This is a genomic window from Streptomyces sp. NPDC001415 (assembly GCF_053597395.1).
Genome location: NZ_JBSFIE010000007.1, coordinates 87,367 through 99,756 on the forward strand (window position 1 = coordinate 87,367; position 12,390 = coordinate 99,756).

Here is a 12,390-nt window from a genome sequence, read left to right on the forward strand (position 1 = left end):
CCCTGTCGGACGCCTCGTGCGGACCCTCACCGGCACGCTGTTTCACGTGAAACATCCTTCTCGCCCCGCACCCGGTCGCGCGAGCCGCACGCTGTTTCACGTGAAACATCTACGGCGGCCCGTCCGTCGCGGCTGGCTGGTGGCTCACGTCGCCGTGTCGGTGAGCTGGCTGGGCCTGACCATCGGACTGCTCACGCTCGGCATCACGGTACTCAAGCCGTGAGGGCTGACGAAGCGTGGCCGGAAGTACCGTGCCGAGAACCGGAAAGCGGTGGACGCCGTGCCGGTGCGGCAGGCAACCTGACCCTCATGCCCTCACCGCTCTCCGAGCTCCCCCTGCGCCGCCTGACCACCGAAGACCTCGTCGCCTGTGCCGACCTCTCCGAGGATCGGGGCTGGCCGCGCGAGGAACACAAGTGGGGTCTCCTGCTCGCGGCGGGCACCGGGTACGGGATCGACGCCCCCGACGGCAAGGGCCTGGTCACCGCCTGCGTCGTCACCTCCTACGGTCCGGGTCTGGCAGCCATCGGCATGGTCCTGGTGGCCGAGCGCTTCGCCCGCCAAGGCGTCGGTCGCCGTCTGATGAAGGATGTCCTGCGGGAGCTGGAGGGAACTCCGCTCACCCTGCACGCGACGTCGAACGGGCGCCCGCTGTACGAAGAGCTGGGCTTCGAGACGACCGGCCGCGCCGAGATGGTCAGGGGCCACTTCCGGCCGTCGGGCCCGGCCCCGACGGTGGCGACCCGCCCCGCGACCGCCGACGACCTGCCCAAGATCTTGCGGCTCGACGCCGAGGTCTTCGGGCAGGACCGCACTCACATGATCACCCGCCTGCCGGCCTTCTGTGATCAGCTGCGGGTCTCGGAGGACTCGGCCGGGCTGACCGGATTCGCGGCCGCATGGCCCAACATGAACACCCATGTGGTGGGCCCGCTGATCGCCCGCGACACGGAGACGGCGAAGGCCCTGGTCGCCTCGCTCGCGGCCGGCACGGACCGCCCGCTGCGCACGGATGTCGACGTACGCCATGAGGAGTTGCTGACCTGGCTGAAGGCCTCCGGCGTGGAGTCCGTGGGCTTCAACGCGGTCATGACCTATGGCATCCCGGCTCTCCCGGGCGACTGGACCCGCCGTTTCGCACCCCTGACGGTGGCGGCGGGCTAGTACCTGCGCACAGGCGCGTGGGTCCGCCCCCAAGTGCCGTGATTCTGCGGGCTGTTGAGGACGAACACCACCGTCGATCAACGCCGGGACAGAGCCTCCACGGCCTCGTTCGCGAATCCGTGGTCCTGGTCGGGGGCGCCGCCGCCCACGCCGATCGCGCCGATCAGACGTCCGTCGCGGTGAACGGGGACGCCGCCCGCGATGAAGAGGAGCGGGCGGTCGAGGCCCGTCGGCAGGGTGTGGAACAGGCCGCCCGGCTGGACCGCGTCCACCAGGTCGGAGGTCGGGGCGTTCAGCTGGAGCGCCGTGTACGCCTTGCGGGTGCTGGTCTCCCCGGCGATCAGTACGGCCTGGTCGTCCCGGCGGAAGGCGAGCAGATGGCCGCCCGCGTCGAGGACGGTGACCGCGACGGCGACTCCCATCGCCTCGGCGGCGGATCGAGCCGCTTCGAGGAGGGCTTCCGCATCCTGAGTGGTGAGCGGGGCGACGGCGACGGTGGTGGTGCTCATGAGGGGTAACTCCTTGATGGTGCTGGACAGTTGATTCAGTGGAGGTCAGCGGTGGCCCGGACCGGCTCGGGAACGGCGCCCGCGACGATCCGGCTGCCCGCGTTCGTTCGCCGCTCCAGCGCACTGGAGACGAAGGCGAGCACGACGGCGGATGCGGCGAGCGCGGCACCGACCCAGTTGGGGGCGGTGTAGCCGAGGCCGGCCGCGATGACGATGCCGCCGAGCCAGGCGGAGAGCGCGTTGCCGAGGTTGAAGGCGCCGATGTTGACGGCGGACGCCAGGGTGGGCGCCCCCGCGGCCTGGTCGAGGACTCGCTTCTGCAGCGGGGGCACGGTCGCGAAGCCCAGCGCCCCGATGAGGAAGACCATGACGGCAGACGCGGTCTTGTCATGGGCAGCCACCGTGAACAGCGCCAGGACCAGGGCGAGGCCCGACAGCGCCACGTAGAGCATCGGCATCAGCGCGCGGTCGGCGAACCGGCCCCCGATGAGGTTTCCGGCGACCATGCCGAGGCCGAAGAGGACGAGCAGCCAGGTGACGGAGGTGTCGGCGTAGCCGGCGACGTTCGTCATCATCGGGGTGATGTAGGTGATCGCGGCGAACACTCCGCCGAAGCCGAGCACGGTCATCGCCATGGCGAGCAGCACCTGTACGTTGCGGAAGGCAGCGATCTCGTGCCGCAGCCGTACGCCCTTAGCCTTCGGCATGTCCGGGACGAGCTTGGCGACGCCGAGCAGGCCCAGCACCCCGAGGGCCGCGACGGCGAAGAACGTCGCGCGCCAGCCGACCTGCTGGCCGATGAGCGTGCCGATCGGCACGCCCACGACGTTGGCGACGGTCAGGCCGGTGAACATCATGGCGATCGCCCCGGCCTTCTTCTCGGGGGCGACCAGGTCGGCCGCGACGACCGAGCCGATTCCGAAGAACGCGCCGTGCGCGAGGGAGGCGACGAGGCGTCCGGCCAGCATCAGCCCGAAGGCGGGCGCGATCGCGGAGAGCACGTTGCCGACGATGAAGAGGCCCATCAGCAGCATCAGCATCCGCTTGCGGGTGATCTTCGTACCCAGGACGGTCATCAGCGGAGCGCCGAGCATCACGCCAACCGCATAGCCACTGACCAGGTATCCGGCGGTGGGGATCGAGACATCGAAGGTGCCGGCGACCTCGGGGAGCAGCCCCATGATCACGAATTCTGTGGTGCCGATACCGAACGCCCCGATGGCGAGGGCTAGGAGCGCGAGTGGCATGGGATGACCTTCCAGGAGATTGCGTGAGCCCCTTACGGGCGTCCACAATAATTGCAGACGCCGACTAATTGCAAACGCGGGCTATTGCACCTGTGGACTATCCTGGTGGCAAGCCGCTCCGGACGGAGGACAGACGCATGACCGCGACGGACCCCGCACTCACCGCCCTCTCCCAGGGCTGGTGCGCGCTCTCCCTGCTGCACGGCAAGATCGATGCCCACATCGAGCGCGCTCTGCAGTCCGGGCACGATCTCAGCGTGCGCGAGTACTCGCTGCTCGATGTCCTCAGCCGCCAGCACAGCGGCCCGGGTGGCCACCTCCAGATGAAGCAGGTCGCCGACGCCGTCGTCCTCAGCCAGTCGGCCACCACACGGCTCGTCACCCGGCTTGAGGACCGCGGTCTGTTGACCCGGTACCTCTGCGACACCGACCGGCGCGGCATCTACACCGATGTCACCGAATCCGGTCTCGCCCTGCTCGCCGAGGCCCGGCCCACCAACGACAGGGCCCTGCGCGAGGCGCTGGACGAAGCGGCGAAGAATCCTGAACTGGCGCCCCTGGTCCGCACGGTCGAGGAGCTCCACGTCCCCGCCTGAGGCAGCCGGGCGTACGCTCCGAGCCATGAGCGATCTTGAGATCAGACCTGCCAGGCCCGAGGACATCCCGGCGATCGTGGCCATGCTCGCGGACGACCCGCTGGGCGCCCAGCGGGAGTCCCCGGACGACCTCACGCCCTACCGCGCGGCCTTCGACCGGCTCGCGGACGACCCGAACCAGCACCTGGTGGTCGCAGACCGCGGCCGCGAGGTCGTCGGCACCCTCCAGCTCACTGTCGTCCCCGGACTCTCCCGGCGCGGGGCGACCCGCTCGATCATCGAGGGCGTACGCGTTCACGGCGCCGAGCGTGGCAGCGGCCTCGGCACTCGGCTCATCGAATGGGCCGTCGACGAATCGAAGCGGCAGGGCTGTCAGTTGGTCCAGCTGACGTCGGACGCCACCCGCATCGACGCCCACCGCTTCTATGAGCGGCTGGGGTTCGAGGCCTCACATGTGGGCTTCAAGAAGCCGCTGTAGGCGGTGTTTCACGTGAAACACCGCCTACAGCGGGACCTATAGGGGCGCTACGCAGACCGTTTCACGTGAAACATCAGACCCCGCGCCAGCCCCCGGGGTCCACGCCACCCGGCACCGCCGTAGCCTCGGGTCCGTACGGCTCACGCGTGAACACGAACGACCCGAGGTCGAGGTGGCTCACCGAACCGTCCGGCTGGCGAACCGCACGGAGCGTCTCGCCCCGGTAATAGCCATCGAGCCCCACCCAGGTGCCGTCGGCGGCAGCCTTGAACCGGGAAGCCCGGCCGGTGCCCCGGAGCGGCTCCAGAGCCACGCCGCGGTCGGCGGTCAGTCGCAGCCCATAGGCCGCCGTTCCCCAGTACCAAGGTCCGGTGAGCTCCAGGAGCTGCTCATCCGCTTCAGGGAGGGGGCGCCAGGGCTCCGGGAAGCGCGGCTCGGCCTCCGCCACGATCCGTACGAGATCGGCGGCCAGCGTCCCGCACATCGGGCCCGAGGTCGCATTGGAGAGCGCGACGGCGGCCACCCCGTCCGCCACGCTCACCCACAGGCCCGCGACGAACCCGGGCAGCGAGCCGGTGTGCCCGGCGAGTTCACGGCCCTCGGAGCGAGCCAGCTGCAGGCCGAGCCCGTAGCCGGCGTCCCAGCCGCCGGCCTCCGGCGCCACAGCGGGGGCGCGCATCTCCGCCACCGATTCGGCACTCAGCACCCGCTCGTCGCCCTCGGCGAGGAAGGCGGCGAAGCGGCAGAGGTCCGCCGCGGTCGACCAGAGCTGTCCGGCGGGGGCCATCAGACCGAGGTCCTCGGACGGTTCGGGCAGCAGCACGTCGGCCCACGGATGCACGGCCCAGCCACCCGCGTGCGGATGCATCGGCTGCGTGGTCGTGCGGTCGAGTCCCAGCGGTTCCAGGATCTCCGTACGCAGCGCCTCCTCCCAGGGCACCCCGCGCACCGCCTCCACCAGGGAACCGAGCAGCGTGTAGCCCGGGTTGGAGTAGTGGTGCAGTCGGCCCGCGGGATGCAACTGCGGCTGGTCCCCCAACACATCGGCGAGCTCCGGGCGCAGACGGCCGGGCGTCCGCTCCCACCAGGGCGCGGGCGACTCGGCCGCCAACCCTGAGGTGTGGGACAGGAGTTGGGCGATGGTCGCCCCGCCCGCCGCGGTGCCGGGGAGGTGCTTCTCCAGCGGATCGCCGAGATCGAGCAGCCCCTCGTCGCGCAGCCTCATGACCAGCACGGCGGTGAAGGTCTTGGTGATGGAGCCAATGCGGTACTGGACGTCGGCATCCGGACCGTGGCCGTCGACGGAGGTACGCGATCCGGACCAGACCATCCGGCCGTCCCGCACCACGGCCGCGACGAGCGACGGCGCCCTCCCTTCGGACTGCGCGACCGCGATGCGGTACAGGAGGGCGCGCTGCGTGGCGGGCAGCAGCTCTTCGAACGGGGCGGGTGACACGGGCGAACTCGATGAGGTCATGGGCCAAGGTCTAGCCGTGCGCCCGCCTACCGTCGACCGCTTTTCGCAGGAGCCGCCTCCTGTTGGCCCAGCATCCGGCCTCCGCCATCAAGCCGGGCTCAGGAACCACGCTTGCGCACGAGCAGCACGGCCCTGGAAACCTTCTCCGTCGCATCGGGTTGGCGCAGTAGTTGGGCCTCAACAGCCAGCCCGGCGTCGGCCAACAGCTCCACCACCGGCCCGGGCTGCCGCCAGTAGTAGTCGAGAGCGATCGCGCGCCCGAAGGCCTCTGTACGGTGCAAAGGCGCATCGCCGACCTGGAACACGAGCAGCACCCGGCCGCCGGGAGCCAGCACCCGATGGAACTCGGCGAATACCAGCGGCAGTTGGTCGTGCGGGATGTGAATGACCGAGTACATCGCCACGATGCCGCCGAGTGAACCGTCCGGCAGATCCAGCGCCGTCATCGAGCCCTCGTCGAACCGTATGTCCGGGTAGGTCTGCCGGGCCAGGGCGACCATCCGCGGCGACAGATCGATCCCGAACGCCTCAAGTCCCAACCTGTGCAGGAAAGCCGTCACCCGACCTGGGCCACTCCCCAGATCCGCCACCGGCCCGCCCCCAGCTGCCCCGACCATCTCGGCGAACGCGGCCAGCATGGCCCGCTCGATCGGCTTGGCCTCCAACTCGGCGGAGAACTCTTCGGCGTAGTCGCAGGCGATGGTGTCGTATGCCGTCCGAGTCGCGTGCAGGAACTCCGGTTCAGTCATGGCCAGGGACCCTACTCGGACCCACCGGACCGGGTGGCGAGGCCTCACCGGCCCGGCTGGACGCCCCTTTTGCCTGGTGAACAGGGTGTGGGCCCTCAATTGGAATGTCCCGCCCGGGGCGGTGGGGGAAAATCGGCGGGCCGTGTCGGCGCGATCGGCCGGCGACGCACAAGAAGGACCGGGGCGAGGTGGGGCGGGATGAGCGAGCACGGCCAGCGGTGGCGTCACCGTACGGTGGACCGGGTCGTGTGGATCCTGGAGGCCGCCGCGCGGGCGCCGGGCGGGGTGACCGTGGCCGAGTTGGCGCGGACGGTGGGGGCGCCGGCGAGTTCGGTGCAGGATCTGGTCAACGGCCTTGTCGCAACGGGCTTTCTGCTGGAACAGCGTCGGCGCTTCCGGCTCGGGCCCGCCCCGCACGTCCTCAACCTCATCGCCGGCCGGGTCGTCCCGCGGATCAGCCAGGCCGAGCTCAACGAACTGAGCCGCGTCGCGGGTACCCCGGTGCTGCTCACGGTGCGGGTCGGGCTCGACGCCGTGCACCTCGCGCGCGGCGGCGAGGACGAGATTCCCCGCCTCGTGCCGCTCGCCGACGAGCACATGGCCCGGCCGCTCCTGCGTACCGCCGCGGGCCGTCTGCTGCTGGCCTTCACCGACGAGGCGGAGCGCGGGGGACTGCTCGACGAGCTCGCCCGTCACGACCCCGAGGCGGTCGCCGAGTTCCGCCGCGCTCTTCCGGCGATCCGCGCGTCACGGATCAGCCGCAGCGAGGGTCTGGCCGACCCCGAGGTCAGCGCGCTCGCGATCCCCGTCACCGACGGCCCCGTCGTCACGGGGGCCCTCGTTCTGATGCACCAGCGCCGTGGACGTTCGGAGCGGCTGAGGCTGGACCGGGCTGCGGCCCGGCTCCTCGCGCACATCCAGGAGGGGCGGACGTGACGTCCGCATCGATTCACGGATATCCGTGAATGTGGGCGCTGGTGCGGTGCTGGGAACGAGCATCCCGGCATGACTTCGAACACGCTGACCACGGCCGAGCCGACGCCTCCGTCATCCACCGGCGAGATCGTCTCCCGGCTGCTGCACACCCTCGGCGACCCCGATGCGGCCCGGGGAGCCCAGGACATCACCGTCGTCGGGGCCGATCCCCTGGTGCCCTCGGTGCACCGCCTCGCCGATGCCATGTCCGCCGCGATCGGTGTCTTCGGGCAGCAGACGGCGGCGGTCGGGGAACAGCGCGGTCACCCGCACCAGAGGGTTCAGGTGCGGGCCGGGGCCGCGATCGACCAGCTCATGGCGACGTATCACACGACGCTCTCGGGACGCCCGCTCGGTGCTCTCCTCGACGATCCGACCCTGCTCGGCAACAACGACTTCTACCGGGCGCGCGACGGCCGGTGGATCTTCATCATCACCACCTATCCGCATCTGCGGGACGCGGTCCACTCCGTTCTGAGGTGCGGGCTCGACAAGGTGGGGATCGCGCGGGCCGCGGCCTGCTGGGATGCCTTCACGCTGGAGGAGGCCATCTGCGCGCGGGGCGGCGTCGCCTGTGTGGTACGCAGCCGGGACGAGTGGCTCGCGCACCCCGCGGGGCGCTATGTCGCGCACCGCCCGGTCGTCGAGATCGAACGCGTCGGTGACGGACCGGTCCGGCCTCTGGAGCCGATCGGTGAGGCCGATGAGGCGCTCGCGGGCGTACGGGTGCTCGACCTCACCCATGTCATCGCAGGTCCCGTCGCGGCGCGGCTCCTCGCCCAGTTCGGCGCCGACGTGCTGCACCTGTCGCGTCCCGACCGCCCCGACCCGATCCCGATGATCGCGATGACCGGCGGCGGCAAGCGCAACGCCTACTGCGACCTGCGCGACGACCACGACCGTGCGGCCTTCCACGACGTGCTCCAGGACGCGGACGTCTTCGTGCACGCCTACCGGGGACTCGCCCGGCACGGGGCGTCGACCGAGGAACTCGTCCGGCGCCGCCCCGGACTCATCACCCTCGAATACCACGCCTGGGGCGCCGACGGCCCCTGGGGCCAACGCGGCGGGTTCGACCAACTCGCCTGTTCGGCAACCGGATTCGCCGTCGAGGAGTGGACCGACCGGCCGTCGCTGCCGCCGACGTACCTGCTCAATGACTACCTCGCCGCCTACCTCGGGGCTGCCGCCGTCGCAACGGTCCTGCGCCGCCGTGCCACGGAGGGCGGCTCCTGGCGGATCCGCGTGACCTTGGCCGGAGTGTGTCACTGGGTGCAGGAACTCGGTCTGCTCGCGCGAGAGGACGTACTCGACCTGCCCCAGCCCGGAGGGGCACCGCTCGCCGCGCTGTCGACCACCGGGACCGACTTCGGCCCGCTCACCGAACCGGCGACACCGTTCGCGTACAGCGGGCGCACCGTCCCCCAGCCCGGGCGGCGTTCCCCGCTCGGGTCCGCCGCGCTCCAGTGGCGCTGAGCGTTCCGCCGGGAGTCCGTACGTCATCCGCGGGCGCGTCGTGGCTGGTCGCCCAGTTCCCTGTGCCCCTTCATGGCGCTCCCGCCCGCCCCACCCCATATCCCAGGAGGCACCGGAAGATGTCCGATGAACCGAGCGGCCTGTCCGGCCGCGGACTCCTCGCCGGAGTCCGCGTCATCGAACTGGCCGGCGTGATCATGGCCCCGTACGCCGCACAACAACTCGGCGACCTGGGCGCGGATGTGATCAAGGTCGAGCCGCCCACCGGCGACATGACGCGCCACTACCCGCCGCGACGCCACCCCGGCATGGGTGGCCCGGCACTCAACCTGAACCGCAACAAGCGCAGCGCCGCCATCGACCTCAAGGCTCCGCACGGTCGCGACGCCCTGCTCGCCCTGCTGCGCACCGCCGACGTGTTCATCACCAACCTGCGCCCGCAGGCCCTGGAGAAGCTCCGCCTCGGCTACGACGACGTCGCGGCCGTCAACCCCGGCCTCATCTATGCCAATGCCCAGGGTTTCCGCAGTGACAGCCGCTACGGTACCCACGCCGCGTACGACGACATCATCCAGGCGGCCAGCGGCCTGGTCTGGCTCAACCACCAGGTCTGCGGCCAACCCCACTACGTTCCCACCGTGCTTGCCGACAAGATCTGCGGCATGCAGATCGCCCAGTCGGTACTGGCCGCGCTGCACTACCGGGAGCACGGCGGCACCGGCCAGCGCATCGAGGTCCCGATGGCCGACACCATGCTCGCCTTCAACCTGGTCGAGCACCTGGGCGCGGCCGCCCTGGAAACCGACGGGGCGTTCGGCTCGGCCCGCTCGCTCAGCCCGGAGCGCCGCGCCCTGCGCACCGCCGACGGCTGGATGTGCATCCTGCCGCACAGCGACCGCAACTGGCGGGACTTCACCGAATTCGTCAGCCGCCCCGAACTGGCCGCCGACCCGCGCTTCGCCACCGGCCCCGACCGGGCCCGCAACGCCGACGCGTTCTATCCGCTGCTCGCTGAGCTGACACCACATCACACCAGCGCCGAGTGGCAGGAGTTCTGCGACCGGGCGGGCATCGCCGCCGCCCCCGTGCTCGACCTGGAGTCCGCCGCAACCACCGCCTACGCCCGAGAGGGCGGCCTGCTGCACGAGGCCGACCACCCCACCGAGGGCCGCTACCGGGTCATCGGCCGCCCGGTCCGCTACTCGGCCGACCCCGAGCCGCCGCTGCGGCCCTGCCCGGCCATCGGCCAGCACACCGACGAAGTGCTCCGCGAAGCCGGCTTCGACCCTTCCCTGCTGCACCCCACGCACTGACCGATTTCCGTAACGCGAAGAAACGAAAAGAAACGCATCCATTGATTCACCAACCCGGGAGCGAATGAACCATGTCGCCTTCGACGCTTTCACCGATCGCGTTCCCCGATGCCACCCTGCCCGAATCGGCTCGCCGGCTCCGCGCCGAAGTCCGAGCCTTCGTCGACGAGGAGCGCGCCCGCGGCACCGTGCTCGGCCGCCCCGACTCCTGGCTGGCCGGCTGGGACCCCGACTTCAGCCGCCGCCTCGCCGAGCGCGGCTGGGTCGGCATGGCCCTGCCCACCGAGTACGGCGGCGCCGGCCGCGGCTTCCTGGAGCGCTACGTGGTGATCGAAGAGCTGCTCGCCGCCGGCGCCCCGGTCAGCGCCCACTGGGTCTCCGACCGGCAGGCCGGCCCGTCCATCCTCCAGCACGGCACCGAGGAGCAGCGGCGCTTCTTCCTGCCGAGCATCGCCGCCGGACGGTGCTTCTTCTCCATCGGCATGAGCGAGAAGAGCAGCGGATCCGACCTCGCCTCGGTCGCCACCCGCGCCGAACGCACCGCAGACGGCTGGCGGTTGACCGGCACCAAGATGTGGACCGGCGGCGCCCACGTCAACGACTACGCCATCGTGCTGGCCCGCACCGACGACGCCGAGGACAAGCACGCCGGCCTCAGCCAGTTCATCGTCGACCTGCGCGCCCCCGGCGTACGCATCGAGCCGATCCACCTGATGAGCGGCGAGCACCGCTTCAACGCCTTGCACCTCGAAGGCGTCGACGTCCCGGACGGCATGCTGCTCGGGCAGCAGGGCGACGGCTGGAAGCAGGTCACCGGCGAACTCGCCTTCGAACGCAGCGGCCCGGAACGCTACCTGTCCACCTTTCCCCTGCTGGTCTCCCTGCTCCGCGAACTGGAGCAGCGCCCGGCCACGGCCGAACAGCTCACCCGGGTCGGCATCCTGACGGCCCGTCTGCACAGCATCCGCCGCCTGTCCCTCGGCGTGGCCGCGGCCCTGGACGCCGGAGCCCACCCCGACACCCAGGCCGCCCTGGTCAAGGACCTCGGCACCCGCCTGGAGGTCACCCTGGTCGACACCGTCCGCAGCGTCCTGCCGACCCCGGCCGACCCGCACACCACCCCCGGCAGCCACCCCGAACTGCTCGCCTTCGCCCTGCTGCACAGCCCCGGCTACACCCTGCGCGGCGGCACCAACGAAATCCTTCGCGGCATCATCACTCGCGCTCTGGAGCAGCACCGATGAACACCCACACGATCGACACCAGCGCCCCCGTCATCCCCGCCGACGCCTTCGACACCACCGCCTTCTACGCCGATACGGACGCCATCGCCACCGTCACCAACACCACCGCCCCGGACGCCGTGGCACTCCCCTCCATGGACGCCTCCACCGCCGAACTCCTCGCCGCCGCCCAGGAGGCGGGACGCCGCGCCGTCCCCACCCCCCTCGCCGAGACCGCCCTGGTCGCCCGCCCGATGCTGCGCCGCGTCGGCCTCCCCGTCCCCGAAGGCCCGCTCAGCTACGCCATAGCCCCCGAGCTGACGATCCGTTACGCCCATCCGGCCACCTCCCCCGTCGGCTCGGCCGGCTGCCTGGGCGACGACGACACCCTGCTGGTCACCGGCACCCTGCGCCGCGTCCCCTGGGCCCGCGACGCCACCGCGGTGGTCGTCCTGGCCACCGCCCCCTCCGGCCCCGTCCTGTTCACCCTCACCCCCGACCAGGCCGTCCTCACCCCCGGCGGCAACCTCGCCGAGGAACCCCGCGACGACCTACACCTCGCCGCCCTTGAGATCCCCGCCTCGCGGGTCCGCCGGATCTCCCCCGAACTGCTAGACGAGGCCCGGCTCCGCGCGGCCCTGGCCCGCTCCGCCCTGATCGCCGGAGCCGCCGAACGCTGCGTCGACCTGACGGTGGCCCACACCACCGCCCGCACCCAATTCAGCCGCCCGATCAGCCACTTCCAGGCCGTCAAACAGGAAGAAGCGCGGCTGATCGAGGAGACCGCCCTGGTCCGCACCGCCGTCCAGGCCGCCGCCCCGCTGGACCCCGGCGGCCCGGCCGCACACATCGCCATCGCCGCCGCCAAGACCCAGGCGTCCGCCTCGGCCGCCGAGATCGCCCGCATCGCCCACCAACTCCACGGCGCCATCGGCATCACCCGGCTCAACCCGCTCCACCTCGCCACCACCCGCCTGTGGTCCTGGCGCGACGAAGACGGCGACGAAACCTACTGGGCCCTCCGCCTGGCCCGCCCCCTCACCGCCACCACCCTGTGGCCCGCCCTCACCACGGCCTGACCTCTCGCCCCCGCCCTGCCTCGCCGCCGACCGGCCCAGCCCGGCCGGTGGCTCAGGGCGCCATCCCTTGGGTCGGACAAGGGTCACGGTCAATGAGGAAAGAG

Annotated in this window: 13 protein-coding genes; 9 read left to right on the forward strand and 4 right to left on the reverse strand. The window is 71.2% G+C overall.

Annotated features, from left to right (window positions below; genetic code table 11):
- Positions 1-100 precede the first annotated feature (100 nt).
- A complete protein-coding gene (locus tag ACWC2B_RS11640; RefSeq protein WP_450716290.1) occupies positions 101-223 on the forward strand; it encodes a hypothetical protein in 123 nt (40 codons plus the stop codon).
- A gap of 86 nt (positions 224-309) precedes the next feature.
- Complete coding sequence (locus tag ACWC2B_RS11645; protein WP_450716291.1) at positions 310-1,164, forward strand: GNAT family N-acetyltransferase; 855 nt, start codon at positions 310-312, stop codon at positions 1,162-1,164.
- Positions 1,165-1,241: 77 nt separating this feature from the next.
- Here the strand turns inward: ACWC2B_RS11645 and ACWC2B_RS11650 are convergent, their stop codons facing one another.
- Positions 1,242-1,673: a GlcG/HbpS family heme-binding protein gene (locus ACWC2B_RS11650; RefSeq protein WP_450716292.1), complete on the reverse strand. Its 432-nt coding sequence runs from the start codon at positions 1,671-1,673 to the stop codon at positions 1,242-1,244.
- A 35-nt stretch (positions 1,674-1,708) separates the two neighbouring features.
- Positions 1,709-2,920 carry an MFS transporter gene (locus tag ACWC2B_RS11655; RefSeq protein WP_450716293.1) on the reverse strand — a complete coding sequence of 404 codons (1,212 nt, stop codon included), beginning with the start codon at positions 2,918-2,920 and terminating at the stop codon, positions 1,709-1,711.
- A gap of 137 nt (positions 2,921-3,057) precedes the next feature.
- Here ACWC2B_RS11655 and ACWC2B_RS11660 point away from each other — a divergent pair, with 137 nt between their 5' ends.
- Entirely contained in the window at positions 3,058-3,516 is a 459-nt protein-coding gene (locus ACWC2B_RS11660) for a MarR family winged helix-turn-helix transcriptional regulator (protein ID WP_189965721.1), read from the forward strand.
- A 25-nt stretch (positions 3,517-3,541) separates the two neighbouring features.
- Positions 3,542-3,994, forward strand: coding sequence for an N-acetyltransferase family protein (locus tag ACWC2B_RS11665; RefSeq protein ID WP_450716294.1), 453 nt, complete (start codon positions 3,542-3,544; stop codon positions 3,992-3,994).
- 73 nt (positions 3,995-4,067) lie between these two features.
- On the opposite strand, the gene ACWC2B_RS11670 is transcribed toward ACWC2B_RS11665, so the two are convergent.
- Both ACWC2B_RS11670 and ACWC2B_RS11675 read right to left on the reverse strand, forming a co-directional pair.
- Entirely contained in the window at positions 4,068-5,471 is a 1,404-nt protein-coding gene (locus ACWC2B_RS11670; RefSeq protein ID WP_450716295.1) for a serine hydrolase domain-containing protein, read from the reverse strand.
- A gap of 98 nt (positions 5,472-5,569) precedes the next feature.
- On the reverse strand, positions 5,570-6,220 hold the full coding sequence (locus ACWC2B_RS11675; RefSeq protein WP_450716296.1) for a class I SAM-dependent methyltransferase: 651 nt from the start codon (positions 6,218-6,220) through the stop codon (positions 5,570-5,572).
- 198 nt (positions 6,221-6,418) lie between these two features.
- On the opposite strand from ACWC2B_RS11675, the gene ACWC2B_RS11680 reads away from it, so the two are divergent.
- From ACWC2B_RS11680 to ACWC2B_RS11700, 5 genes are all read left to right on the forward strand, one after another.
- Complete coding sequence (locus ACWC2B_RS11680; protein WP_450716297.1) at positions 6,419-7,156, forward strand: helix-turn-helix domain-containing protein; 738 nt, start codon at positions 6,419-6,421, stop codon at positions 7,154-7,156.
- Between the two features lie 69 nt (positions 7,157-7,225).
- Positions 7,226-8,671, forward strand: a complete 1,446-nt coding sequence (locus ACWC2B_RS11685; RefSeq protein WP_450716298.1) for a CoA transferase — start codon at positions 7,226-7,228, stop codon at positions 8,669-8,671.
- Between the two features lie 119 nt (positions 8,672-8,790).
- Positions 8,791-9,984 (forward strand): CaiB/BaiF CoA transferase family protein, encoded by a 1,194-nt coding sequence (locus ACWC2B_RS11690; protein WP_450716299.1) that lies wholly within the window; start codon positions 8,791-8,793, stop codon positions 9,982-9,984.
- Positions 9,985-10,055: 71 nt separating this feature from the next.
- Complete coding sequence (locus ACWC2B_RS11695) at positions 10,056-11,228, forward strand: acyl-CoA dehydrogenase family protein (protein WP_450716300.1); 1,173 nt, start codon at positions 10,056-10,058, stop codon at positions 11,226-11,228.
- Entirely contained in the window at positions 11,225-12,286 is a 1,062-nt protein-coding gene (locus ACWC2B_RS11700) for an acyl-CoA dehydrogenase family protein (protein ID WP_450716301.1), read from the forward strand. The genes ACWC2B_RS11695 and ACWC2B_RS11700 overlap by 4 nt, the downstream gene beginning before the upstream one ends.
- Positions 12,287-12,390: the final 104 nt, after the last annotated feature.